The sequence below is a fragment of the Streptomyces sp. WAC05374 genome, from assembly GCF_004353505.1.
Lineage (GTDB): Bacteria > Actinomycetota > Actinomycetes > Streptomycetales > Streptomycetaceae > Streptomyces.
On record NZ_SMNQ01000003.1, the window covers coordinates 65871 to 90688 of the forward strand.

Genomic DNA, 24818 nt, shown 5'->3' on the forward strand with positions numbered 1-24818 from the left:
CTCCCTGTCACCGTGGGACGTGTTGCAGGACGAGCCCGTGCTCGCTCCGCTCCACCACGCGGAAGAGCGGCGAGCCCATGAGGCCGGCCGTCAGGCGGTCGAAGCCGCCGGGCGGCAGGTAGCCCTCCCCGATGACGGCCTTCTCCTGGGTCGGGGTGAGGATCACGTACGCCCGGCGCCCCTCGGGGATGCCGCGCGCCAGGTACCCGGCCGGGTCCTTGAGCATGGTGAGGTTCTCCGGCACTTCCTGCTCGGTGAAGAACCAGCGCTCGTACTGGTCGTAGCGGGTGTACGCGCCGGGGAACGACCCCGTCGTGGCCAGGATCAGCGAGCCCGCCGGAGCCCGGTCGTACGCCCTTTTCACCAGCGCCACCTCGGCGGGCGGCGCGTAGTGCATGCCCTCCTTGCCGTAGTACGAGGGCAGGAACCCGGCGGGCAGGGCGATCAGTGCCACCGGCAGGGCGACGGCGGCGGCCCGCCGGGCGGTGCGCGCGGAGCGGCCGGTGGCGCCGGCCGCCGGGACGAGCGCGGCGGCGGCGAAGAACGCCGTACCAGGCAGCCCGAACAGGTAGACGCGGAAGAGCATTTCGCCGCCGTAGTCGTTGACGGCGAACATCGGCAGGGGCGCGGCGGCGGCCAGCAGCAGCGGCAGGGCGCTGCGGACCAGCTTGCGGCGCAGCACCACCGCCGTGCCGGCGAGGGCGGCGAGCACCAGCACCATCAGGATGTTGGCCGTGCCGACGAGCTCCGGGCCGGGCCCGGTGGGCTCACCGGCGTACCCCGCGCGGGAGTTGCCCAGCAGGTCTCCGGCCGAGTCGCGCAGCGTGCTCAGGGTCTCCAGGAAGAGCACACGGCCCATCGTCAGATCCCAGACGAGCATGAGGACGCCGGCGACGGCGAGCAGCCCGATGTTGCGGTAGCGGCGCGTGAGGCACAGGACGAACAGCGTGGCGCACAGCATCACGGGTGTGAGCTGGTGGGACGCGTTGATGGCCGCGAGGAGCGGGAGGAGGAAGAGCACGCAGACCGCGCGCTGCCGCCTCCCGGTCGGCGGCGGGACCGTCGCCGCCGCCGGGTCGAGCCGCGCCCGGTCGCGCAGCGGCCCGGCCGAGCCCGGCCGTACGAAGTGGCGTACGACGACGGCGAGGACGGTCAGGTGGAGCAGGTAGGAGAAGCCCTGCGGGGAGAGGTAGTCCTGGCCCACCCAGTTGGCGAGCTGGAAGATCCACACCCCGGTCCACACCAGCCGCCAGTCGTCGCTGAAGGTGCGGTAGATCAGCACCAGCACGGGCAGCGTCAGCAGGCCGAGGGCGACCGGCGCCCAGTTGATGTAGGAGGCGGCGGCCTCCACGCCGAAGGCCCGTACGAGCGCGGCGTTCAGCGAGAAGAACCCGGGCCACTGGTCGTAGGCCGCCATGCCGCCCGACAGCTCGGTGTACGGGTGGACCGTGCCCTGGGCCAGCAGCCGGGTGATCACCTCGTCGTGCTTGGCCGCCCACGCGTACCGGACGCCGTCGTACAGCACCGCGGGCGGCGCCTTGAGCGCCACCAGCATCGCCACGCAGTACGCCGCCGGCCACCGTGGCGCCGTCCCCGCGCGGCGCAGCGTGACCACGAACCCGGCCGTCAGGGCGGCGAGCGCGGCGTAGTAGGCCGGCGGGAACCGGTCGAGCAGCCCGTAGTCCCCGATGTCGCGGAAGCCGGTGCGCGGCAGGGCGTACGCCCAGCAAGCGGCGGCCAGGAGCAGCGGCAGCCAGCTCAGGACGGTCTGCCAGGGCAGGTGGCGGCGGCTGTGCTCGGGCGGGGGCGCGCCGGAGCGGGCGTCCGTCCGCTCCTCACCGGCCGGCCCGTCCGCGACCGGCACGGGCGCGCGTTGCTGCTGCTGCACGGTGCCACTCCCCCCACGAATGTGGCCGCTTCAGCGAAGTATAGGAATGTCCTTCGCATCTGGGCGGCTATTGGCGGTTCTTGTGGATAAACCCAGGACGCCCGCCCTGACGGGTCGTCGCGCGGACTCGGCGCGCGGACTCAGCCCGCGAACTCGGCCCTCCCCCGGACCAGCGCCCTGGTCCGGCGGTACAGCCGCCAGCCGACCGTCGCCGGGGAGTCCGGGTACGGCGCGGTCCTCGCGCCCCGCCCGGCCATCCACCCCTCGACGTCGGCGACGGTGTGGGTGCGGCGCACGATCAGCCGGGCGATGCGGTACGCGTCGTCCGCATCCGAGCTGAGCGCGTGCCGCACCGCGACGGCGGAGGCGTACCCGGTGTCGCGCGCCGCCCGGCGCACCGCCGGGCTGTTGTACCCGTGCGGATAGGCGAGGTGCGCCACCTCGTGGTTGAGGACGTCCTCCAGGACCGCCTTGCAGTCGCGCAGTTCGCGCCGGAGCTCGCGGGGGTTCAGCGTGTCGAGCTGCGGGTGGGTGACCGTGTGGGCGCCGACCTCCATCCCGTACTGCTCCAGCAGCGGCGCCTCGGCCAGGTCCATCATCGGCGCGGGCGGCAGGAGGCTGGCGCGGCCCGGCGTGATCGCCCCGGTGGTCAGGTAGGCGGTGGCGGGCAGGTCGCGGGCGGCGAGCGCCTCGGCGGTGGGGCCGGGCAGGTCGGCGAAGCCGTCGTCGAAGGTCAGCACCACGGGCCGGGGCGGCAGGCCGCCCTTCCCCGCCAGGTGGCGGGCGAGCGCGGAGAGGGGAACGGCCGTGCGGCCGCTCGCCACGACCGCGTCGAGCTGCCGCGCGAACTCCCTCGGCGTGACGGTGAACTCGGCGATCCACGGCGGTGGGTCGTCCATCACGGCGTGGTACAGCAGGACCGGTATCCGGGGTCTCATCTCGCCTCCAGTCGTCCGGTGCGCAGCCGGGCCCGGGCGTACCCGAGCGGCCCGTAGAGCATTCCGCGCCGTTCCAGTCGCGAGAGGCTGCGCGGCCAGGGGTGGCCCTGGCCGCCGTGCTCGCCGGGTGCGGCGGTGGTGGTGGTGCCGCCCCGTGCGGCGGTCATCGCCCGGGCGTGGGCGAGCCCGCGCGGCAGACGGGCCAGGAGCGCCGGCAGCAGCGCGGGGCGGCGGACGGCGAGGGCGGTGAGGTACGCGGTGAGGCCGGCGCCGTAGCCGTACGCCTGGTCGCGCAGGTCCTGCCAGGTCTCGCGGTGGTGGTGCCGGACGAGGGCGTCGGGCGTGTAGTGCAGGCGGTGCCCGGCGGCGAGGACGGCGACGAAGGCGTACAGGTCGTCGCCGCCCCTGGCGGGCGTGCCGGTGCCGGTGGCCGGGTCGAAGCCACCCACGCCCTTGAGGGCGGTGGCGCGGAACGCCATGTTGGCGCCGGAGCCGAAGCTGCCGGCGGTGAAGGGGAACAGCGGCTGGTCGGCGGGCGGGCGGGCCGGGTCATAGGTGCGGGCGGTGAAGCCCTTGGCGAAGCCGCCGTGGCTCTCCAGCAGGATCTGGGCGGGGGTGCGCAGTTGGGCGGGCAGGATCAGCCCGGTGACGCAGCCGATGCGCGGGTCGTCGGCGAACGGCCCGGTGAGGGCGGTGAGCCAGTGCGGGTCGGCGACCACGTCGTCGTCGGTGAAGGCGAGGACGGCGCCGTCGGCGGCGGCGACGCCCGTGTTGTGGGCGGCGGCGAGGCCGGGCACGTCCTCGCGGACGTACCGCACGGCCGGGTACGCGCGCCGGACGAGCTCCCTGGTGGCGCCCGTGCGGGGCGCGTTGTCGACGACGACGATCCCGTAGTCGGGGTGGTCCTGGGCGAGCAGCGAGTCCAGGGCGCGGGCGAGCTGCCCGGCGCGTTCGCGGGTGGCGACGACGACGGTGGTGCGCGGCAGGTCGCGGTAGGTCTCGGGCGGTGGCTCGGGGTGGTCCGCGAGCCGCCGGCGGGCGAGCGCGGCGACGGTGCGGGCCGGGTCGGCGCCGGGCGGGACGTGGCCGAGGACGGTGCCCAGGGGGCGGCCCCGGAGCCGTACGAGGGCGTGGACCGGGCCGTGCGGGTCGTCCGCGCACCGGAAGGACAGGACGTCCCCGTCCAGCCCGTCCAGGTCGATGTCGGCGACGGCGATGGGCATGAGGGCCTCCTTCAGCGGCGGCGGAGCCGGCCGGCCCGGGTGAGCGTCCGCCGGGCGAGCCGTGCGAGCCGGGGCCGGTCGCGGACGTAGTGGTGGGCGCGGCGGGCGGGCTCGCGGCTCAGCCAGTGGAGCCCGGCCCGCACTCCCGGCCGGACGGAGGCGCCCTCGTACACCCGCAGTTCGCCCGTCTTGAGGGCGTCCTTGTACTCGGCCGCGCCCCGGCCGAGGTCGAGCGTCCCGATGCCCGCCGCCGCGGCCGCCTCGGCCATGCGCAGGTGCAGGACCAGGCCCGGCGAGTAGGTGGCGTACGCGGGGTCGTACGCCGGGAACCAGCAGGACAGCACGGTGCGGGAGCGCAGCCCGAAGTGCGCGGCGACGGGGCGACCGGCGGCGTACAGGACGGACAGGACGCCGGAGCAGCCCGGCGCGCGGGTGGTGTGCAGGTCCCGCACCAGCGCGCTGATCCACTCCTGGGCGAACCGGTCGCGGCGGCCCGTGCGGCGGTACTGGTCCGACTTCCACGCCATGAGCGTGCGCAGCGCCCCGGGGTCCCGCTCGTCGAACACGAACCGCACGTCGCCCGCGCGGCGGCCGAGGCGCCGCTCCTTGGCGAGGGTGGTCCTGAGAAACTTCGGCGACCGGACGCGCAGGCGTGCCTCGTACGCGGCGTACCCCTCGCCCACGTCGATCACGGGCGAGGCGGACTCCCCGGCGGCGCCGGCGGTGAACAGCGTCTGCCCGGCCTCGAGGTTGTCGAACTCCCAGACGGTCAGCCCGCAGCCGCGCAGCAGGTCCCGGGCGGTGAGCCCGAGTCCCGGGCGCAGCACCGCCCCCTGGCAGTCGGACACGCCGAGCCCGATGGCCCGGCCGTGCCCCAGGGGCCCCTCCTCGTACGGGAGGAACCCCGCGGTCCCGTCGCCCTCCCGGAGCACGGCCACCCGCGCCCGTGGCCGTACGCGCCCCACGGCGAGGGTGAACTCGGGCTCCATGAACGGGTTCGCGGGGGCGCCGGACTTGGCGCGCAGTTCGCGCCAGACGTCGCGCTGCTCCTGGTCCAGCTCCCCCGGCTTCACGACATGCGTGCGTACAGCACTCACCTGCGCCCCCCGGCCCCCGGTCTCCCCCTGTGTCGTGCCGGTAAAGGACGGTACCGGGCGAAAACCCGCCGTGACAGGGCTAGTCGCCCATCTTGTGACCGATCCGTGAAGGAGTGGGAAGTGTGGTGATCACGTGACCAAAGGGGCGATCGGTGCGCCGAGTGCGGCCGTCCGCCGCCGTCACGGGGCGAGTGCGGCCGTCCGCCGCCGTCACGGCGCGAGGCGGCCGTCCGCCGCCGTCACGGGGCGAGTGCGGCCGTGACGGCGGCCTCGGCGTGCAGGCGGGTCGTCGGGAAGACCGGCACCGGGCTGTGCTCCTGCCCGATCAGCAGCTCGATCTCCGTGCAGCCCAGCACGACGCCCTCCGCGCCGTCCGCGACGAGCTGGTCGATGACCCGCTGGTACGCGGCGCGGGAGGCGTCCTTCACGAGGCCCAGGCACAGCTCCTCGTAGATGATCCGGTGCACCTCCGCCCGCCCCTCCGCCTCGGGGACCAGCACGGTCAGCCCGTGCTCGGCGAGCCGGTCGCGGTAGAAGGTCTGCTCCATGGTGAACGCCGTGCCCAGCAGCCCCACCGTCCTCAGCCCCGCCGCCCGTACCGCTTCGGCGGTGGCGTCCCCGAGGTGCAGCAGCGGCACGGGCACGGCGCTCTCCACCTGCCCGGCCACCTTGTGCATCGTGTTCGTACAGATCAGCAACAGGTCCGCGCCCGCCGCCGCCAGCCCCCGGGCGGCCTCGGCGAGCACCTCCCCGGCCTGTTCCCACTCACCGGAGACCTGGAGGCGCTCGATCTCCGCGAAGTCGACGGAGTGCAGGATGCACCGCGCGGAGTGCAGCCCGCCGAGGCGCTCGCGCACCAGCTCGTTGAGCAGCCGGTAGTACTCGGCGCTGGATTCCCAGCTCATGCCGCCGATCAGTCCGATGGTTCTCATCGGGCCAGGTTGCCATGATCGTCTCACTCCATGGCGACCAGCTCGGCGTAGTCGGCGCTCCACAGGTCCTCGTCACCGTCGGGGAGCAGCAGCACCCGCTCCGGGCGCAGCGCCTCCACGGCACCGGCGTCGTGGGTGACCATCACGAGGGCACCCGGGTAGGCGGAGACGGCCGCGAGGACCTCGTCGCGGGAGGCGGGGTCGAGGTTGTTGGTCGGCTCGTCCAGGAGGAGGACGTTGGCGCCCGAGTGGACCAGGCGGGCGAGGGCGAGGCGGGTCCTCTCGCCGCCCGAGAGGACCCCGGCCGGCTTGTCCGCGTCGTCGCCGCCGAACAGGAAGGCGCCGAGCACCCGGCGCACCTCACCGTCCGTCAGGTGCGGTGCGGCGGACGCCAGGTTGTCGCGGACCGAGCGGGCGGCGTCCAGGGTGCCGTGCTCCTGGTCGAAGTAGCCGAGGCGCAGCCCGTGGCCGCGCACCACCCGGCCCGCGTCGGGCTCCTCCCGGCCCGCGAGGATCTTCATGAGCGTGGACTTGCCCGCGCCGTTGTGGCCGAGGACCACCAGGCGGCTGCCCCGGTCGACGGCCAGGTCCACCCCGGTGAGGACCTGGTGGGAGCCGTACGCCTTGGTCAGGGACACCGCGCCGAGCGGCATCCGGCCGCAGGGCGCCGGCTCGGGCAGCCGGATGCGGGCCACCTTGCCGGTGCGCCGGGCGGGCTCCAGGCCGGCCAGCATCCTGTCGGCCCGGCGCGCCATGTTCTTGGCGGCGGTGGCGGTGGCGACGTGGGCGCGCATCCGGTCGGCCTGCGTGCGCAGGGCGGCCGCCTTCCGCTCGGCGTTGGCCCGCTCGCGGGCGCGGCGGCGCTCGTCGGCGGCGCGCTGGTCGAGGTAGGCCCGCCAGTCGGTGTTGTGCACGTCGAGGGTGGCGCGGTGGGGGTCGAGGTGGAAGACCCGGTTGACGGTGGCGGCGAGCAGGTCGGTGTCGTGGCTGATCAGGACGAGCCCGCCGGGGTGACCGGTGAGGAAGTCGCGCAGCCAGCCGACGGAGTCGGCGTCGAGGTGGTTCGTCGGCTCGTCGAGCAGCAGGGTGTCGTGGCGGGAGAACAGGATGCGGGCCAGCTCCACCCTGCGCCGCTGGCCGCCGGACAGCTCGCCGACCGGCTGGTCCAGCACCCGGCCGGGCAGCCCGAGCCCGGCGGCGACCCGGGCGGCCTCGGCCTCGGCGGCGTACCCGCCGCGCGCCTGGAACTCCGCCTCGGCGCGGGCGTAGGCCGCCATGGCACGGTCCAGGCCCTTGGCCGGGGCCTGGGCCAGGGCGGCTTCGGCGGCACGCAGGTCCCGCACCGCCCGGTCCAGCCCCCGGGCGGACAGGATGCGGTCGGTGACGGTCGTGGCGGGGTCGGCGGCGCGCGGGTCCTGGGCGAGGTGGCCGACCGAGCCGGTGACGACCACGTCCCCGGCGGCCGGGCGCTCCCGGCCCGCCAGGACCTTCATGAGGGTGGACTTGCCGGCGCCGTTGCGGCCGACCAGGCCGATACGGTCGCCGGGCGCGATGTGGAAGGAGATGCCGGCCAGCAGCAGCCGGGCGCCGACGCGCACGTCGGCACCACGAACGGTAAGCATGAGTTGACGCTCCGGATCAGCAGAAGGACACACGGGTGGCGTGGGGCGTGTGTCCTGAGCTAGGAGATCCGGGGCATAGACATGCCGACGAGGGTACGACGAGCCCGCCGCCGGCCGCATCTCAATAAGCGCTCCGCACCTGCCGGGCGAGCTCGGCCAGGTGGCTGAGGGAGGCGTCCGTGGAGGGGTCGGGCATGGCGACGATGACGTGGTCGATGCCCTGCCCGGCGAGTTCCCCGCAGCGCTGGACGCTCTCCCCCACGGACTGCCCTTCGGGCACCCGCATGTGGAGCGTCTTCTCGATCGCCTCGTAGGGCCGCCCCTCCGCCTCGCAGTGCGCCCGGAGCACCCCCAGCTTGCGGGTGACGTCGGCACCGAGGAAGAGGTTGCAGGCGTCGCCGTAGCGGGCGACCAGCCGCAGCGTCTTCTTCTCGCCGCTGCCGCCGATGAGGATGGGCGGGTGCGGCCGGGAGAGGGCCTGGGGGGAGTTGAGGGTACGGGCCAGACGGTAGTGCCGCCCCTCGTACGGGGTGTCCTCGGCGGTCCACATCCGCTTGGCGATCCTGAGCGTCTCCTCCAGCCGCTCGAACCGCTCGGCGACCGGCGGCAGCCGGAACCCGAGCCCCCGGTGCTCCTCCTCGTGGAACTCGGCCCCGATCCCGAGCACCGCCCGCCCGCCGGACAGCACGTCCAGGGTGGTCACCTGCTTCAGCAGCAGCCCGGGCTGACGGTACGTGACACACGTGACGAGCGTTCCCAGAGTGACGCGACGGGTGAGGGCGGCCGCGTAGGACAGGGCGCTGTACGCCTCCAGCATGGGGTCCTCGGCGGCACCGAAGTTCGGTATCTGGAAGAGGTGGTCCATCACCCAGAAACTGTCCAGCCCGGCCTCCTCCGCGCCGCGCGCGACGTCCGCGAACCGCGCCGCGATGGCGGCGTCGCCGCCGGGCCAGACGAACCGGGGGCAGGTGAGACCGAGCTTCATGAACGCCTCCAGGGCAGACGAAAACAGCCTGCCGGGGGCCGGCAGGCTGTGCGTGTGTGGGGATCAGCGGGATTTTACGACGAGGGTGCCGTCGGGATCGAGGCCGACACGCGCGCCGAAGCCCCGGCTGACGCGGTCCAGGGTGGCCCGCAGCCACTCGCCGTCCTCGCGGGACGCGTGGCGCAGGCTCATGCGCCAAGCCTGGAGGGGGACGATCCGCACGGCGGGCGGCCGGTCGGAGCCGGGCTCCACCGTCACCAGGTACAGCGGCCGGAGGTCGTCCCGGAACTGCTCGTAGCCGGTGATGCCCTCGTAGTCGTCGATGAAGTCGCCGCAGCCGTAGAGCACCAGCCCGCCCCGGTACGGCTCCAGGGGGCGGGGGTGGTGCGAGGAGTGCCCGTGCACGACGTCCACGCCGCCGTCGACCAGCGCGTGCGCGAACCGGACCTGCTCGCGCCCCACGGCGTACCCCCAGTTGGAGCCCCAGTGGACGCTGGCGACCACCACGTCGCCGGGCCGCACGGCCTCCCGTACCCGGCCGGTGATGGCGGCCGCCGCCTCGTACGTGGGCTCCGGCACGAAGGCGACACCGGGCCGGTCCCGGGTGGCGGCCCAGTCGGGCGGGATGCCGCTGGACTCCGTCCCGAAGGCGACGACCACGACCCGGTGGCGGCCGTCCACGTCGACCACCGCGGGCCGCCACGCCTCCTCCGCGTCCCGCCCCGCGCCGGCAACCCGCAGCCCGGCGCCGGCGAGGACGTCGAGCGTGTCCTCCAGCCCGCGGCGGCCGAAGTCCAGCACGTGGTTGTTGGCCAGCACGCACACATCGGGCCGGGCGGCGGCCAGACACGGCACGTTCCCGGGGTGCATCCGGTAGTGCACCTCCTTCCCGGGCGCGAACTCCCCGTCTCCGGTGACGCTCGTCTCCAGGTTCACCACCCGCACGTCCACAGCCGCCCCGTCCAGCACCCGCAGGGCGTCCCCCCACGGCCACGCGGGCGGGACGGGCCACGGAACCGGCCCGTTCGCCGCCTCGGCGAGCTCGACGTACGCCCGGGCATCCCGGATGTAGGACTCCTTGAGGGCGGGCGCCCCGGGCCGGGGCAGGATCTGGTCCACCCCGCGGCCGAGCATCACGTCACCGCAGAGGAACAGCGTCACCGCACCGGCGGTCATGGTTCCAGGTTAGGCCGGGACTGGCGCGATTGCTGATTGCACCCGTGACGACGGACTTGATAGTCATGTCGCACACATGATCCATTCGTCCGTCTCGGGGGAACGACGAGTTGAGCAGCGACGCACCGGTCGACCCGGCGGAAGTCCCGGTCTTCACCGGCGACGAGGCGGAACTCGCCGCCAAGGTGAAGGCCCTGTCCGGCGCGGGCACCGGAATCTCCACGGCCGCCGGGGACGTCCACACCTCCTTCGGCGGACTGCGGGCCTTCTACAGGGCGCCGGAGGCGGAGCACCTCTTCGCCACGACCAAACCGGTCCAGGACAAGGCCCTTGAGGTCGGCTCCGACCTGTGCGTCATCGCGGGCGCCCTCGGCACGTACGCCGACGACATCCGTCCCCTGGTGGCCGCACTGGACGAACTGCGGCTCGACGCCGCGAACTTCCGTGACCGGATCGCCGGTGACGACACCTGGCGCGAGGACGGCGACCTGATCGAGGAGAACCTCGACCGCCGGAACCGGATCGCCGAGGTCTGGACCCGGTTCCAGGCCGCGGAAAGGGCCTGCTACAACACGATCGTCGCCCTGGTCGACGGCAGCACTCCTCTCGCCACCGACGACGGCTCCCACCAGCCGGGCATGTACGGCTACGACGCCGAGACGCTCAAACAGGCCGAGAGCCTGCCGTGGGGCGACGCGGTGGCCGAATCCACCCCGGGGTGGCAGGTGTGGGAACACGCCGGCGACTTCTTCGAGGGCTTCTTCGTCGACGGCGTGTGGGCCACGGTCAGCAGCCTCGGCACCCTCGTCGGCGTCCACGGCTGGGACGAGGCGGGACAGGCGTGGAAGGGCCTGGGCATGGTCGCCACGGGTGTGGCGATCAGCGTGACCCCGGTCGCGGGCTCCCTGTACGCCTCGGTGCCGGACGAGGAACTCCCGGCCTGGCTGCGGGACTCGCGTACGGCGATGAAGGAGGCGGGCAAGGCGTTCGTGGCCTGGGACCAGTGGGGCGAGAACCCCGCCCGGGCGGGCGGCGCGGTCACCTTCAACGCGCTCAGCACCGTCTTCACGGCCGGTGCCGGAGGCGCGGTGTCGGGCGCGGGCAGGGCGGGCACGGCCGCCAAGGCCCTTTCCCTCGCCGGCAGGGCGGGGCGGGCACTCGACCCGGCGACGTACCTCTTCAAGGGCGCCGCCGCGAGCCTGTCCAGGATCGGCGATGTCATGGGGGGCCTGCGAGGCATGGGCCACGTCGATGTCAGCCTCCCGCCCGGCATGGTCGAGCTGCCCACCGGCGCCTCGCTCCTGCCCGACGGCACCCTGCGCCTCCCCGACGGCGCGGCGCTCCCGCCGGGTGTCGTCGAGCTCCCCCGTGACACGGTCCGTCTCCCGGACGGCACCCCGGTCCCGCCGGGCTCCATCGACTTCGGCGACGGCATGGTCCGCCTCCCCGCCGGCACCCCGGCCCCACCCGGCGCGACCCCCGTCCCGGAGGGCACCCTCAAGGTCACCGACGGCACCATCGCGCTGCCCGAAGGCACGGTCAAACACACCGACGCGGCCGGCGACACCGTCTACCTCGACCCCGGGGGCAACCTGTACGACGCGGACGGCACGCTGCTCCAGCACGCCAAGGACGCGACGCCGGAACACCCCCCGGCCGCCGCCGCGGACACCCGCCGCGTCGGCACCCCTGCCCGCCAACCCGCCCTGGTCACCGCGGGCGCCACAGCCCCGGACGACACACCCCGGCCGGGCCACACCCCGGACGGCACGCCCGGGGACGTGGGCCGCGCCGGGGACGACGTGCGGGGGGCTCACCGGGAGGCACCGCAGGGCCACACGGCTCGGGCGGGTAGCGACCTGCCAGGTGGCGGCGCGGGGGGCCGGATGCCGGCGAACAGTCTGGACGGCACGTCGGGGGGTGGTGACCGCCCTCATGGCAACGCCGCGGGCTCGGGCAACGCCCCGTCCGGCGGACAGCTTGGCGGCGGCGCCGCCCCCGGCCGCTCGGAAGCCTCTGGAGCGGGCCGGGGCAGCGACCAGACCCCACTCAGAGGCCACACGACTGGGAACGGACTGCCCGGCGGCGCTGTCGATGATGCCCTCGCCACCCACCCTGACATTCCGGATCTGGGCGACCTCGACGAGGCGGCACGGAGTGCGGCGGACGCCGCACACGCCGGTGACGCCCCGCCCTCGCCGGGCAGGGCCGCTGACGGATCAGACGGCCCCCCTGTACCCGCGTACAAAGAAGACGCGCGCAAGTACTCCGATGCCGAACGTCTGGCCATCAAGGACTACCAGGTGTGGCGGGCGAACAACGACCTGGTCTACCGAAGAGAGCACTACCGGATCAACGGTTATCGCCTCCGGGTTCTTCCAGACGAATCCGGCCTGGTTCCACCGCAGCTCATCCGGCTCCCCGACCATACGTACGTTGCAAAGTCGGAGCTTGCGCCGCCGCTTCCTCCCGACTACCTCGATCCGAAGCCCATTGAGGTGGAGCCCAAGTTGGTTCCACCGCGCGCTCTGGCTGAACTCCATGAATTGGCCGATGCACGCCATAAGGCCATCGCTGATGACAAGCCGTACCACGATGCACATGGTGAGGCCCGAAAGGCATACAAGACCAACCCGACGGATGAGCTGAAGACCGCGCTCGACGAAGCCGCCGCCGAGCACAGAGGCCCGCATGCCCGATACACGGAAGCGAGTGAGGCCTATGGTGAGGCTGTTGCACGCAAGCACATGGTCCCCGACACCTATCCAGGTGCGATCGAACTCGATCTCCATGGCCCGGCAAACGGTAAGGACCAGTTCGATCAAGTATGGCGACATGGAAACCGATACGTCGTCATAGAGGCGAAGAGTCATGTCAAGACACCGCTCGGGGACAGAACAATCAACGGTGTACGACACTCGCAGGGCTCGCGTCCCTACTTCCTCGACATCATCGAGCAGATGAAGATCAGAGGTCGCGACGTGCGATACAGGAGTGACGCAGACCTTGCCGAGCAGCTTGAGACAGCCCTCAGCGAGGGGCGGCTCGACTATGTATGCGTCAGGGGACAGGACAACACCGGTACGTACACTGGGTACACGAAGCAGAAATTTGACATCAGGGAGCCCGAGTGACCGTTTCAGTCCCCCGCCATGGCACTGCCGGGTCTGACGACGAGGGCTACGCGGAGTATCTGGGGACCAAGGCGATCGAGAAAATCGAGTCGCTGGAGTCCTCGCCGCACATGATCGACGCTTTGTGGAACTCCGTCAGGTTGAGCGTGGCCGCTCGCGCGGCCGTTGACCCGCGGGGATCGGGCATTGACACCTGGGAAGCCGTGGTCGACACGATGCAGGTCGGCTCGGCCATATTCCGGGTCACCGGCGTGTCCGAAGGCGTGCTGGAATGCCGGATCCACCATGAGATGCGGCGTCTTCCGGCCATGGGGCCACGGAAGTTCGCCAACGCGCCCAACTGGCTCGAAGCTTTCTGGTACGCCGTCATCTGCCGTGACCAGCAGCGGATGACCGAGTTGTGCGATGTTCCCCTGGAACGCCTCCGGGCGTCAGGAACGGAGCACGACGAGTATCTCCACCACTGGGTGGCAACTTTGCAGGCGTACTGGTCGCACCGGCAGGGGGACATGGTGGAGGCGCTCACCCTGGCGTTCCGGCAGTCCCTCCCGGATGCCGTACGGATCGCACCGCGTGACTGGTTGCAGCAGATCTCCTATCCGCCGATCAACCTCTTCTACCGCTTCGTGAAGCGGGATCACGATGGGTTCAACGCCGCTCTGGTGGAGACCCTTGAGCTGCACCGGGCGTATTGGAGTGCGACAGAGGACCGCACCCATGACGTCAGAGGTCTGTGGGCGATTGGGCCGCTCGCAATGACGTGCCTCGCATACGACGGCGGCTTCCCCATCGACGTTTCCTCGGATTACCTCCCCGTGCATCTCCTGAACCGAGACTGGGTCGGGGAGTTCGCCACCTGAACGAGCACCGCTCGGAAGTGACAGGGGAGGCCGCCCCACCGCGAGCGGTCGCGGAAGGTGTGAGCCCGGGACACCGAGATCCAGGGCAGTTGGCGCAGGTGACACGCCGAAGCCCCCGGGCCCGCCCCGGGGGCTTCGCGTGGCACCGGAAGTGTCAGAGCACCCGCTCGCCGCGGCGCCAGACGCCCGTCACCAGGGGAACGCCCGGGCGGTAGGCGAGGTGGACGTGGGAGGGGGCGTCCAGGAGGGTGAGGTCGGCGCGGGCGCCGGGGGTGAGGCGGCCGATGTCGGTGCGGCGCAGGGCGGCCGCGCCGCCGGCCGTGGCGGACCAGAGGGCCTCGTCGGGGGTCATCCCCATGTCGCGTACGGCGAGCGCGATGCAGAACGGCACGGAGGACGTGAACGACGAGCCGGGGTTGCAGTCCGTGGAGAGGGCCACCGTGACGCCCGCGTCGAGCAGGCGGCGGGCGTCCGGCCATTCGGCGCGGGTGGAGAACTCGGCGCCCGGCAGGAGCGTGGCGACCGTGTCGCCGCTCGCCAGGGCGTCCACGTCGGCCTGCGTCAGGTGCGTGCAGTGGTCGGCGGACGCGGCGTCGAGTTCGACCGCGAGCTGGACGCCGGGGCCGTACGAGAGCTGGTTGGCGTGGATGCGCGGGTGCAGGCCCCGGGCCTTGCCGGCGGTGAGGATCGCGCGCGCCTGGTCGCCGTCGAAGGCGCCCTTCTCGCAGAACACGTCGATCCAGCGGGCGTACGGCGCGCAGGCGTCCAGCATCGGGCCGGTGACGAGGTCGACGTAACCGGCCGGGTCGTCGGCGTGGTCGGGGGAGACGATGTGCGCGCCGAGGTAGGTGACCTCGTCGGTGTGGCGTGAGGCGATCCGCAGCGCGCGGGCCTCGTCCTCGACGGTGAGGCCGTAGCCGGACTTGGTCTCGAAGGTGGTCGTGCCCTGGCGGAGCGCCTCGCCCAGGTAGCGGGTGAGGTTGGCCTCGAGCGCCTCGTCGGTGGCGGCGCGGGTCGCGGCGACGGTGGTGCGGATGCCGCCGGCGGCGTACGGCTGCCCGGACATGCGGGCGTTGAACTCGGCGGTGCGGTCGCCCGCGAAGACCAGGTGGGAGTGGGAGTCGACGAATCCGGGGATCACGGCCCGGCCGCCCGCGTCGACACGATTGTCAGTGGCGGGTGCTTTGCTTGATTCACCGATCCAGACCACGCGGTCGCCGTCGATGACGACTGCCGCGTCCTGGATCAGTCCGAGGGGGGATCCATCACCGAGGGAGGGGTCGTTGGTGACCAGGCTGGCGATGTTGGTGATGACGGTGGCCGTCGCCGCGACGGTGTTGTTCGCCGTCGCGGGGGCGGCCGTCGCCGGAGGGGTGTTCGTCGTCTCGTTGCCGCTGTTCATGGTGCGCGATCTCTCCTTCAGCCGTGCAGCGCGGCGATCGACTCCGCGAGGGCTCGGGGTACGTCGGGAATCAGGGAGTGGGCCGCGTCCCGTACGACATGGCGGCCTCCCACGACCGTATGGCGCACATCCGCTGCCGACGCGGCGAATACCGCTGTCTCAGCTCCCAGACGCGGCAGCGGTCCCGCTGTCCTGACCGTGTCGAGGGCGATCGTCGTGAAGTCGGCGAGCGCCCCGGCCTCCAGGCGCCCGGCGCCGGGCCAGCCCAGGGCCGCGTGACCGTCGGCGGTGGCGGCGCGCAGGAGCGCGGCGGCCGTCCAGTGGCCCCGGGTGCGGGAGCGGAGGCGCTCGTCGAGCTCCATCGCCCGCGCCTCCTCCAGCAGGTCGATCACCGCGTGGCTGTCGCTGCCCAGCGACAGGGGCGAGCCGGCGCGCTGGAGGGCGGCGGCCGGGCCGATGCCGTCGGCGAGGTCCCGTTCGGTCGTCGGGCACATGCAGGTGCCGGTGCCGGTACCGCCGAGCAGGGCGATGTCCTCGTCGGTGAGGTGGGTGTTGTGCACCCCCGTGGTGCGCGGGCCCAGCACGCCGTGGTCGGCGAGCAGCCGGGTGGGGGTGCAGCCGTGGGCGGCCAGGCAGGCGTCGTTCTCGGCCGTCTGCTCGGAGAGGTGGACGTGCAGGGGCGCCTGGCGGCCGGTGGCCCACTGGGCGACCGTGGAGAGCTGCTCGGCGGGGACGGCGCGCACGGAGTGGACGGCCGCGCCGACGCGTACGCCCTCGCGCTCCTTGAGGAGGGAGGCGCGCTCGGCCCACGCCTCGGCGGTGCCGTCGGAGAACCTGCGCTGGTGCTCGTTGGGCGGCTCGCCGAAGCCGGAGGACAGGTACGCCGTGTCGAGCAGCGTGATGCGGATGCCCGCCTCGCCTGCCGCCGCGATGAGCGCCTCGCCCATGGCGTTGGGGTCGGCGTACGGGGTGCCGCCGGGCGCGTGGTGCAGGTAGTGGAACTCGCCGACGGCCGTGATGCCCGCGAGCGCCATCTCCGCGTACACGGCCCGGGCGAGCGCGAAGTAGCTGTCGGGGGTCAGGCGGGAGGCGACCTGGTACATGACCTCGCGCCAGGTCCAGAAGGTGCCGGAGCCGACCTGGACGGTGGAGCGCAGGGCCCGGTGGAAGGCGTGGCTGTGCGCGTTGGCCAGGCCGGGGAGGGTCAGGCCGCGCAGGGTGACGGCGCCGCGCGGCGGGGTGAGGACGCCGGTGCGTACGGCGGTGATGCGGCCGTCGGAGACGTCGAGCGCCACGCCGGGCTCGACGGGGGTCCCCCCTGCTCCAGCGGAGCCGAGAGTTTGGGGGAGGGTGCCGAGCCAGGCGTGTTCGGCCCAGTAGGTCAGTGGCACGCCAGGCCCTCCAGTACGTCGGCGAGGGCATGGACGCCGGCCGCGCAGTCGTCCTCGGCCGCGTACTCGGCCGGGGAGTGGGAGACGCCCGTGGGGTTGCGGACGAACAGCATGGCGGTGGGGACGGAGGCCGACAGGATGCCCGCGTCGTGTCCGGCGCCGGTGCCGAGGACCGGTACCTGGCCGCCGAGGATCTTGGCCAGCTCGTCCCGCAGGGCGTGCTCGAACTCGACGACGGGGGTGAAGGATTCCCGGACGACGGTGAGGTCGATGCCCTGGCGGTCGGCCGCTTCCCGGGCGGCCGCCTCGATACCCGACACGACGGTGTCGAGCGTCGCCTGGTCGGCGGCCCGGGAGTCGAGCCAGCCGCGTACGAGGGAGGGGATGGCGTTGACGCCGTTGGGCTCGACCGCGATCTTGCCGAAGGTGGCGACGGCGCCCGCGAGTTCCGCCTCGCGGCGGGCCGCCAGGACGGTCTCGGCGTACGTGAGCATCGGGTCGCGCCGGTCGGCCAGCCGGGTGGTGCCGGCGTGGTTGGCCTCGCCGTGGAAGTCGTACCGCCAGCGGCCGTGCGGCCAGATGGCCGAGGCGATGCCGACGGCGTCGCCGGTCAGGTCCAGGGCGCGGCCCTGCTCGACGTGCAGTTCGACGAACGCGCCGATCCGGGCCAGGCGCTCGGGGTCCGGGCCGATGGCCTCCGGGTCGTACCCGGCCGCCTCCATGGCCTGCGGGAGGGTGATGCCGTCGGCGTCGCGCAGTGCGTACGCGGCCGTCTTCGTGAGCTGCCCGGCCGTGAGGCGGGAGCCGACGCAGGCGAGGCCGAAGCGGGCGCCCTCCTCGTCGCCGAAGTTGGTGATGGCCAGCGGCCGGCTCAACCGGGCGCCCCGGCGGCGGAGTTCATCGAGGGCGGCGAAGGAGGAGACGACGCCGAGCGGGCCGTCGAAGGCGCCGCCGTCCGGGACGGAGTCCAGGTGGGAGCCGGTGACGACGGCGTCGGAGCCGAGGGGGTCGCCGAGCCAGGCCCACTGGTTGCCGTTGCGGTCGGTCTCGTAGGTGAGCCCGCGCGCCTCGGCCTGCTCCTGGAACCAGGTGCGGCAGTCCGCGTCGGCGCCGGTCCAGGCGTAGCGGCGGTAGCCACCGCTCCCGGTGTGGCGGCCGATGGGGGCGAGCTCGGCCCACATCTCGTGGAAGGAGGGCGGGTGTGCGCCGGTGGGCGGGTGTGCGCCCGTGGTGCCGGTCACGCTTCGTCACCCTCCCGCATCGGGACGCGGACGCCGCGCTCGTCGGCGACCGACTCGGCGCGGTCGTAGCCGGCGTCGACGTGCCGGATGACGCCCATGCCGGGGTCGTTGGTGAGGACGCGGCGGATCTTCTCGCCCGCGAGCGGGGTGCCGTCGGCGACCGTGACCTGCCCGGCGTGGATGGAGCGGCCCATGCCGACGCCGCCGCCGTGGTGGAGGGAGACCCAGGAGGCGCCGGAGGCGACGTTCACCATGGCGTTGAGGAGCGGCCAGTCGGCGATGGCGTCGGAGCCGTCCAGCATGGCCTCGGTCTCGCGGTAGGGGGAGGCGACGGAGCCGCAGTCGAGGTGGTCGCGGCCGATGGCGAGGGGGGCGGACAGCTCGCCGGAGGCGACCATGTCGTTGAAGCGTTCGCCGGCGCGGTCGCGCTCGCCGTAGCCGAGCCAGCAGATGCGGGCGGGCAGGCCCTGGAAGTGGACGCGTTCGCCGGCCATCTTGATCCAGCGGGCGAGCGACTCGTTCTCGGGGAAGAGGTCGAGGATCGCCTTGTCGGTCCTGTGGATGTCGGCGGCGTCGCCGGACAGGGCGGCCCAGCGGAAGGGGCCCTTGCCCTCGCAGAACAGGGGGCGGATGTACGCGGGGACGAAGCCGGGGAAGGCGAACGCCCGGTCGTAGCCGGCGAGCTGCGCCTCGCCCCGGATGGAGTTGCCGTAGTCGAAGACCTCGGCGCCCGCGTCCATGAAGCCGACCATGGCCTCGACGTGCCGGGCCATCGACTCCCGGGCGCGGGTGGTGAAGCCCGCCGGGTCCTTGGCCGCGTACGACGCCATGTCGTCGAAGTCGACGCCGACGGGGAGGTAGGAGAGCGGGTCGTGGGCGGAGGTCTGGTCGGTGACGATGTCGATGGGCGCGCCCTCGGCCAGCATGCGCGGCAGCAGCTCGGCGGCGTTGCCGAGGAGGCCGATGGAGAGCGGGCGGCGGGCGTCGCGGGCCTCGACCGCGAGCTGGAGGGCGTGCTCCAGGGAGTCGGCCCTGACGTCCAGGTACCGGTGCTCGATGCGGCGCTCGATGGCGCGCGGGTCGCAGTCGACGCAGATGGCGACGCCGTCGTTCATGGTCACGGCGAGCGGCTGGGCGCCGCCCATGCCGCCGAGGCCGGCGGTGAGGGTGATCGTCCCGGCGAGGGTGCCGTCGAACTTCTTGGCGGCGACGGCGGCGAACGTCTCGTACGTGCCCTGGAGGATGCCCTGGGTGCCGATGTAGATCCAGGAGCCGGCCGTCATCTGGCCGTACATGGTCAGGCCGAGGTGCTCCAGGCGGCGGAACTCCTCCCAGTTCGCCCAGTCGCCGACCAGGTTGGAGTTGGCGATCAGGACGCGGGGCGCCCACTCGTGGGTCTGCATGACGCCGACGGGGCGGCCGGACTGGACGAGCATCGTCTCGTCCTGCTTGAGGGTCCTCAGGGTGCGGACCATGGCGTCGAAGGAGCGCCAGTCGCGGGCGGCCTTGCCGGTGCCGCCGTAGACCACGAGCTTGTCGGGGTGCTCGGCGACCTCGGGGTCGAGGTTGTTCTGGAGCATCCGCAGGGCGGCTTCCTGCTGCCATCCCAGGGCGCTCAGTTCCGTACCGCGCGGGGCCCGTACGGGGCGGGGTCCTGACATGGGGGATGCCTCCTCGGATGGGTGCGGATCGGGTGACCGATCGCGGGCGGGTCGCGGGGCGGGCGGGGTGTCCGTCCGGACCAGCGACTGCAGAGTAGATATTCACATACTGGCGTGCTGAATAGATGTAGTCAACGGCTGCGGCGCCCGGCGCCGGATGATTGGCTGGAGGACATGGCTTCAGACCGTCGCGACCAGGCCGTCCGAGCAGCAGTCGACCAAGCCCTCCTGACCGGGACCGAACCCGTCGCCGCCCTCCTCGACATCACCGGCGTCCGCGCCTCCGCGGCCGCCCTCCGCGCCGCCTTCGCCGATGTCACCGACGCGCCCGTCCTCCATGCCTTCGCCGTCAAGGCCTCCCCGCTCGTCCCCGTGCTGCGGCTGCTGTACGAGGAGGGTCTCGGCGCCGAGGTCGCCAGCCCGGGCGAGCTGGCCCTGGCCCGGGCCGCCGGCGTCGCTGCCGACCGGATCGTGCTGGACTCCCCCGCCAAGACCCCCGCCGAGCTGCGCGAGGCCCTCGCCCTCGGGATCGCCGTGAACGCCGACAACCCGCAGGAGCTGGCCCGCCTCGACGCCCTGTTGCACGAGACGCCCAGCCGTTCCCCGATCGGCCTGCGCGTCAACCCCCAGATCGGCGGCGGCACCATCGACGCCCTGTCCACGGCCACCGCCACCTCCAAGTTCGGCGTCGCCCTGCGCGACGAGGGCGCCCGCGCCCGCGTCGTCCGCGCGTACCTGGACCGGCCCTGGCTCACCCGCCTGCACACCCACTCCGGCTCGCAGGGCCTGCCGCTGTCCCTGCTGGTCACCGGCATCAGGGAGGTGTACGAGCTGGCCGAGGAGATCAACGCGGCCGCCGGGCGCCGCCAGGTCGACACCCTCGACATCGGCGGCGGCCTGCCGGTGAACTTCGCCTCCGACGAGGAGACGCCCACGTACGCGGAGTACGCCCGGCTCCTGGCCGCCGAGGTCCCGGGGCTGTTCGACGGGCGGTACGGCCTGGTCACCGAGTTCGGCCGGTCGCTGCTGGCCAAGCACGGCACCGTCCTGGCCCGCGTCGAGTACACCAAGACGTCCGGCTCGCGGCCCATCGCCGTCACGCACGCGGGCGTCCAGGTCGCCACCCGCACGGTGTACGACCCCGTCTCCTGGCCGCTGCGGATCGCCGCGTACGACGCCACGGGGATGCCCAAGGCGGGTGGCCCGCTCGTCGACCAGGACGTGGCCGGGCCGGCCTGCTTCGCCGGCGACCTGCTGGCCGTCCGGCGCCCGCTGCCGCTGCTCGCACCGGGCGACATCGTGGCCGCCCTGGACACCGGGGCGTACTACTTCGCGCACCACTACGCGTACAACTCCCTCGCCCGGCCGGGGGTGTACGGGTTCGTGGCCCGCGAGGACGGCTCCGTCCGCTTCGCGACCGTGCGCCCGCCGCAGACCGTCGCGGAGATCGTCGCGGAGGCGGGCGGCGGAGACCCGGACGTGCTGCTCCGGGACTGATCGGGCATCACCCGGGACCGCAGGGGCAGAACCACCCCATGACCACCACCGAACAGCCCCCGGGGGCCCAGGAGGAGCCGGCGCTCAAGCGGGTCATCGGGCCGCGGCTCCTCATCCTCTTCGTCATCGGCGACATCCTGGGCACCGGCATCTACGCCACCACCGGCAAGGTGGCCGGAAAGGTGGGGGGCGCGCTCTGGCTGCCCTTCGTGATCGGGTTCGTCGTCGCGATCCTGACGGCGGCGTCGTACGTCGAACTCGTCGGCAAGTACCCGAAGGCGGCCGGCGCCGCGCTCTACACCCAGAAGGCGTTCAAGGTCCCCTTCCTGACCTTCATCGTCGCCTTCATGGTGATGTGCTCGGGCCTGTCGTCCGCGAGCGCCGCCGCCCGCGCGTTCAGCGGCGACTACCTCGCCGAGTTCACCGACGCGGTCCCGCCCACACTGGTCGCGATCCTCTTCATCCTCGCCCTGGCCGCGCTGAACCTGCGGGGCGTGTCGGAGTCCGTGAAGACGAACGTCGTCCTCACCCTGGTCGAGCTGACCGGCCTCGCGATCATCCTCGCCATCGGCGCGTGGGCGGTGCTGACCGGGGGCGGCGAACCGTCGCGGCTGGGCGAGTTCCAGGCGACCGGCACCGGGTACGCGCTGATCACCAGCGTGCTGGGCGCCACGGCGCTCGGCTTCTTCGCGTTCGTCGGCTTCGAGGACTCCGTCAACATGGCGGAGGAGACCCGGGACCCTGTCCGCACCTTCCCCCGGGCGATCTTCCTGGGCGTCGCGGTCACCGGCACTCTCTACGTGCTGGTGGCGCTGGTCTCGTCGCTCCTGGTGGACCACCGCACACTGGAGAGGTCCAGCGGCCCGCTGCTGGAGGTCGTCAAGGCCGGCGGACTGGACTTCCCGCCCAAGGCGTTCGCGCTCATCGCGCTGTTCGCCGTCACCAACTCGGCGCTCATCAACATCATGATGGCCTCGCGCCTCTGCTACGGCATGGCCAACGAACGCATCCTGCCGCGCGCCATGGGCCGCGTCCTGCCCGTGCGCCGCACCCCCGTGGTCGGGATCGTCTTCGTCTCGCTGCTCGCCATCGGCCTGGTCTCCACGGGCGAGATCGAGGGCCTGGGCGACACCACGGCCTTCCTGCTGCTGTGCGTCTTCGCGGTGGTCAACATCGCGGTACTGGTACTGCGCCGTGACCGGGTCGCGCACGACCACTTCCGTACGCCGACGGTACTGCCGGTCCTGGGGGCGATCACCTCGCTGATCCTGGCCAGCCCACTGGCCGACCGGGACGCGGACGTCTACATCCGGGCGGGCGTGCTGGTGGCGATCGGCGTGGCGCTGTGGGCCGTCAACAAGCTCGTGATGAGGACCCGCGGAGAGGCGTAACCGGCGACCTTATCCGGTCGGGGGCACGTTCCTGCGGAAAATGCCAGAACTCCCACCAGGTGTGCGAACGTTGCGTAGCGTCGTGGTCACAGCCTAGAGCGACGCAACGGCGAACTGGGAGGGGAGCCCGCGTGCCCGGAATCGACGAGTGCCTGCGCGAAGTGATGAGCCTGCCGGGCGCGCTGGGGGCGGCACTCGTCGACTGGACCAGCGGCCTCGCCCTCGGTACGGCCGGCCACTCGCCCGTGGGCGACCACGAGACGACGGCGGCGGAGACGGCGGAGCTGGCCCGGGCGGCGGCGGAGTACGAGTCGTTCGCCCCCGACGCCTTACCGGCACGGGACGCCGGCGCGCCGTCCGCGGGGGCCGGCCACGGCGCGACCCCGGCGCTGCCGGCGGGGACGGCCCCGGGCGCGGCGGAGACGCGGGGGGAGAACCGGACGGAGACGCGGTTGGAGACGCGGGCGGCGGGCGCCGCTGCGGGACTTCCGGCGCTCCCGGCGCTCCCGTCCGTGCCGGGTGGCGGCCTGCCCGCCGTGCCGGGTGGCGTCCCCGCCCTCCTCCCGGCCCTGCCCGGCGGCATCCCCGGCGGCGTCCCGGGCGGCGTCCCCGGCGGCGTGGACGCGAAGGCCCCGCCCGTCGAGGACGTCATCGTCACCACCCGTACCGCCTACCACGTGCTGCGGTTCGTCGAGACGACCTTCGACAGCAGCGTCTTCCTCCACCTGTGGCTGGACCGCTCCACCGGCAACCTGGCCCTGGCCCGCCTCCGCCTGCGGGAGTTGGCCGAGCGGCTGGTACTGGTATGAGCGCACAGGCCACCAGAGCGGTGGTGTCACCGATGCTGCTGCGGCTCGCCCACGAGCGGGCGACCGGGGCGATGGTGCGCGACCACGGGACGCTGTACCTCGTCGACGGACGGGTCGTGCACGCCGAGAGCCCCGTGGCGCCCGGGCCGGACGTTCTGCTGACGGCGGGCGGGCGGCGGCCCCGGCACGACCGGATAGCCGCCGGTGAGCTGGAGATATGCCACCTGGGCGCCCTGTTCGACGCCGCGTTCTTCGCCCTCGCGCCCGGCCGGGGCCCGGCCCGCTTCCAGTACGGCGTCGCCCATGGCTCGCACGCCGTACGACCCGTACGCCCGGTGTCGGCGGCCAGTGTGGAACGCGAGACGCTGCGGCGCCGGGAGCTGCTCGACAGCGTGTGGCCCTACCCCTCGGTCGACACCGCGCCCGTCGTCCCGCGCACGGCCGCGCCCGGCCAGACGGTGACCGCCCGTCAGCGCGTGCTGCTGGCTTACGCGGACGGCGCCCGCACCCCCGCGCAGCTCGCGTGGGCGCTGGGGCGGCCGGCGTTCCACACCCTGCTGGAGATCCGGCGGCTGGCGGCGGCCGGCCTCGTGGACACCCCGCACGAACCGGCCCCGCACATGTCGTTCCCCCTCGAACCACCACCCCCGCACGACACCGCGCCCGACGACACCGCACCGCACCTCCTGCCCGGGCACGAGACCGCCCCGCCCCACGTCCTGCCCGGGCACGACACCGCCCCACACCGTGTCGCCCCGCACGAGACCGCCCCGCACCCTGTCGCCCCGCACGAGGCCGCCCCGCACGAAGCTGCGCCGTCCCACGCCGCCACGCACCGCCTGCCCACGCGCGAGCCGCACCTGTACGAGCCCCACCCGCGTGAGCCCCACCCACGCGAACCCGCCCCGTACGCGCCCGAGCTCGCCCCGTACGACCCCGCACACTTCCCGTCCGACCCGGACATCGCCCTGCTCCGCCGGCTCCGTGACGCCCTGGAGGCCCATCTGTGACCACCCGTACGCCCCGTACCCGCTCATGAGGCGCGCCTTGCGCCAACGCGCCGAGAGGAGCGAGAGGAGACAGCTCATGACGGCGGCCGAAGCCGAAGTGCTCGCCGAGCTCAGGCGTCTGCGTGCCCGCGTCCCCCAGGTGACCGGGGCGCTGGCGGCCAGCGCCGACGGCCTGGTCCTGGCCCGCGACACGGCGGACGCGGACGCCGCGGAGGGCGTCGCCGCGCTCACCGCCGCCGCGCTCGGCGTGGCGCTGCGGCTCACCGAGGCCACCGGACAGGGCGGATTCCGCGAGCTGCTGGTCCGTGGCGAGCACGGTTACGTCGCTACGTACGCGGCCGGCGCCTCCGCCGTACTGACCCTGCTCGCCGAACCCCGCATCAATGTGGGCCGGCTCCACCTGGAGGCCCGGCGCTCCAGCGCCCGCGTCGGCGAGCTGGTCGACGGCGCCCTGCACCGGCGTACGGCCCCGAGCGACCCCCTCCGGGAGGCCCGTCCAGCCATTCCACCCCTCCCTGCCCACAGACCGTCCCACAAACCGAAGGAAGCGTGAGAAGACCC

General features: G+C 73.3%; 18 protein-coding genes and 2 pseudogenes. 8 read left to right on the forward strand and 12 right to left on the reverse strand.

Features of this window, described 5'->3' with window-relative positions:
* Positions 1 to 7: 7 nt before the first annotated feature.
* From E2B92_RS07945 to E2B92_RS07980, 8 genes are all read right to left on the reverse strand, one after another.
* Positions 8 to 1888 carry a hypothetical protein gene (locus E2B92_RS07945; protein WP_235023728.1) on the reverse strand — a complete coding sequence of 627 codons (1881 nt, stop codon included), beginning with the start codon at positions 1886 to 1888 and terminating at the stop codon, positions 8 to 10.
* Between the two features lie 140 nt (positions 1889 to 2028).
* Positions 2029 to 2826: a polysaccharide deacetylase family protein gene (locus E2B92_RS07950; protein ID WP_126889370.1), complete on the reverse strand. Its 798-nt coding sequence runs from the start codon at positions 2824 to 2826 to the stop codon at positions 2029 to 2031.
* On the reverse strand, positions 2823 to 4049 hold the full coding sequence (locus E2B92_RS07955; protein ID WP_133087439.1) for a glycosyltransferase: 1227 nt from the start codon (positions 4047 to 4049) through the stop codon (positions 2823 to 2825). Before E2B92_RS07955 ends, E2B92_RS07950 begins: the two co-directional genes overlap by 4 nt.
* Positions 4050 to 4060: 11 nt before the next feature.
* The gene (locus E2B92_RS07960; protein ID WP_133087440.1) at positions 4061 to 5146 is read right to left on the reverse strand and encodes a GNAT family N-acetyltransferase; all 1086 of its coding nucleotides are present in this window, start codon (positions 5144 to 5146) and stop codon (positions 4061 to 4063) included.
* A gap of 239 nt (positions 5147 to 5385) precedes the next feature.
* Positions 5386 to 6078 carry an aspartate/glutamate racemase family protein gene (locus tag E2B92_RS07965; protein WP_126889221.1) on the reverse strand — a complete coding sequence of 231 codons (693 nt, stop codon included), beginning with the start codon at positions 6076 to 6078 and terminating at the stop codon, positions 5386 to 5388.
* 23 nt (positions 6079 to 6101) lie between these two features.
* Entirely contained in the window at positions 6102 to 7700 is a 1599-nt protein-coding gene (locus E2B92_RS07970; protein WP_126889220.1) for an ABC-F family ATP-binding cassette domain-containing protein, read from the reverse strand.
* A gap of 121 nt (positions 7701 to 7821) precedes the next feature.
* Positions 7822 to 8685 (reverse strand): LLM class F420-dependent oxidoreductase, encoded by an 864-nt coding sequence (locus tag E2B92_RS07975; RefSeq protein WP_126889219.1) that lies wholly within the window; start codon positions 8683 to 8685, stop codon positions 7822 to 7824.
* Positions 8686 to 8748: 63 nt separating this feature from the next.
* Positions 8749 to 9861: a CapA family protein gene (locus E2B92_RS07980; protein ID WP_126889218.1), complete on the reverse strand. Its 1113-nt coding sequence runs from the start codon at positions 9859 to 9861 to the stop codon at positions 8749 to 8751.
* Between the two features lie 110 nt (positions 9862 to 9971).
* Between E2B92_RS07980 and E2B92_RS07985 the strand changes: the two genes are divergently transcribed.
* Together E2B92_RS07985 and E2B92_RS07990 are read left to right on the forward strand one after the other, a co-directional pair.
* Positions 9972 to 12995: a hypothetical protein gene (locus E2B92_RS07985; protein WP_133087441.1), complete on the forward strand. Its 3024-nt coding sequence runs from the start codon at positions 9972 to 9974 to the stop codon at positions 12993 to 12995.
* Positions 12992 to 13855, forward strand: a complete 864-nt coding sequence (locus E2B92_RS07990; protein WP_126888951.1) for an immunity 49 family protein — start codon at positions 12992 to 12994, stop codon at positions 13853 to 13855. Before E2B92_RS07985 ends, E2B92_RS07990 begins: the two co-directional genes overlap by 4 nt.
* Positions 13856 to 14009: 154 nt before the next feature.
* Here E2B92_RS07990 and hutI read toward each other — a convergent pair whose 3' ends face one another.
* From hutI to hutU, 4 genes are read right to left on the reverse strand one after another with little or no spacing between them, the layout of a single operon-like run.
* Positions 14010 to 15257: an imidazolonepropionase gene (gene hutI, locus E2B92_RS07995; protein WP_126888950.1), complete on the reverse strand. Its 1248-nt coding sequence runs from the start codon at positions 15255 to 15257 to the stop codon at positions 14010 to 14012.
* Positions 15258 to 15274: 17 nt separating this feature from the next.
* The gene (locus E2B92_RS08000) at positions 15275 to 16648 is read right to left on the reverse strand and encodes a formimidoylglutamate deiminase (protein ID WP_185923774.1); all 1374 of its coding nucleotides are present in this window, start codon (positions 16646 to 16648) and stop codon (positions 15275 to 15277) included.
* A complete protein-coding gene (locus E2B92_RS08005; RefSeq protein WP_126888952.1) occupies positions 16639 to 17829 on the reverse strand; it encodes an allantoate amidohydrolase in 1191 nt (396 codons plus the stop codon). Before E2B92_RS08005 ends, E2B92_RS08000 begins: the two co-directional genes overlap by 10 nt.
* A 56-nt stretch (positions 17830 to 17885) precedes the next feature.
* A complete protein-coding gene (gene hutU / locus E2B92_RS08010) occupies positions 17886 to 19550 on the reverse strand; it encodes a urocanate hydratase (protein ID WP_126888949.1) in 1665 nt (554 codons plus the stop codon).
* Between the two features lie 174 nt (positions 19551 to 19724).
* On the opposite strand from hutU, the gene E2B92_RS08015 reads away from it, so the two are divergent.
* The 6 genes and pseudogenes from E2B92_RS08015 to E2B92_RS08035 all read left to right on the forward strand — a co-directional run bounded on the left by E2B92_RS08015 (position 19725) and on the right by E2B92_RS08035 (position 24810).
* Complete coding sequence (locus E2B92_RS08015; protein ID WP_126889516.1) at positions 19725 to 21047, forward strand: diaminopimelate decarboxylase; 1323 nt, start codon at positions 19725 to 19727, stop codon at positions 21045 to 21047.
* 38 nt (positions 21048 to 21085) lie between these two features.
* Positions 21086 to 22438: an APC family permease gene (locus E2B92_RS08020; protein ID WP_126889515.1), complete on the forward strand. Its 1353-nt coding sequence runs from the start codon at positions 21086 to 21088 to the stop codon at positions 22436 to 22438.
* Between the two features lie 164 nt (positions 22439 to 22602).
* Positions 22603 to 22842: pseudogene (locus E2B92_RS33340) on the forward strand (hypothetical protein); the annotation flags it as partial.
* Positions 22828 to 23247: a hypothetical protein gene (locus E2B92_RS33345; RefSeq protein ID WP_443070272.1), complete on the forward strand. Its 420-nt coding sequence runs from the start codon at positions 22828 to 22830 to the stop codon at positions 23245 to 23247. The pseudogene E2B92_RS33340 and the gene E2B92_RS33345, both read left to right, overlap by 15 nt.
* Positions 23244 to 23909 (forward strand): annotated as a pseudogene (locus E2B92_RS33350) (transcriptional regulator); the annotation flags it as partial. The gene E2B92_RS33345 and the pseudogene E2B92_RS33350, both read left to right, overlap by 4 nt.
* A gap of 373 nt (positions 23910 to 24282) precedes the next feature.
* The gene (locus E2B92_RS08035; RefSeq protein WP_126889338.1) at positions 24283 to 24810 is read left to right on the forward strand and encodes a roadblock/LC7 domain-containing protein; all 528 of its coding nucleotides are present in this window, start codon (positions 24283 to 24285) and stop codon (positions 24808 to 24810) included.
* Positions 24811 to 24818: the final 8 nt, after the last annotated feature.

Bases quoted from the DNA above. Each gene is read 5' to 3' on its own strand.
- E2B92_RS07950 (WP_126889370.1), bottom strand. From the start codon at position 2,826: ATGAGACCCCGGATACCGGTCCTGCTGTACCACGCCGTGATGGACGAC.
- E2B92_RS07955 (WP_133087439.1), bottom strand. From the start codon at position 4,049: ATGCCCATCGCCGTCGCCGACATCGACCTGGACGGGCTGGACGGGGAC.
- E2B92_RS07965 (WP_126889221.1), bottom strand. From the start codon at position 6,078: ATGAGAACCATCGGACTGATCGGCGGCATGAGCTGGGAATCCAGCGCC.
- E2B92_RS07970 (WP_126889220.1), bottom strand. From the start codon at position 7,700: ATGCTTACCGTTCGTGGTGCCGACGTGCGCGTCGGCGCCCGGCTGCTG.
- E2B92_RS07975 (WP_126889219.1), bottom strand. From the start codon at position 8,685: ATGAAGCTCGGTCTCACCTGCCCCCGGTTCGTCTGGCCCGGCGGCGAC.
- E2B92_RS07980 (WP_126889218.1), bottom strand. From the start codon at position 9,861: ATGACCGCCGGTGCGGTGACGCTGTTCCTCTGCGGTGACGTGATGCTC.
- hutI (WP_126888950.1), bottom strand. From the start codon at position 15,257: ATGAACAGCGGCAACGAGACGACGAACACCCCTCCGGCGACGGCCGCC.
- E2B92_RS08005 (WP_126888952.1), bottom strand. From the start codon at position 17,829: ATGTGGGCCGAGCTCGCCCCCATCGGCCGCCACACCGGGAGCGGTGGC.
- hutU (WP_126888949.1), bottom strand. From the start codon at position 19,550: ATGTCAGGACCCCGCCCCGTACGGGCCCCGCGCGGTACGGAACTGAGC.
- E2B92_RS08015 (WP_126889516.1), top strand. From the start codon at position 19,725: ATGGCTTCAGACCGTCGCGACCAGGCCGTCCGAGCAGCAGTCGACCAA.
- E2B92_RS08020 (WP_126889515.1), top strand. From the start codon at position 21,086: ATGACCACCACCGAACAGCCCCCGGGGGCCCAGGAGGAGCCGGCGCTC.
- E2B92_RS08035 (WP_126889338.1), top strand. From the start codon at position 24,283: ATGAGGCGCGCCTTGCGCCAACGCGCCGAGAGGAGCGAGAGGAGACAG.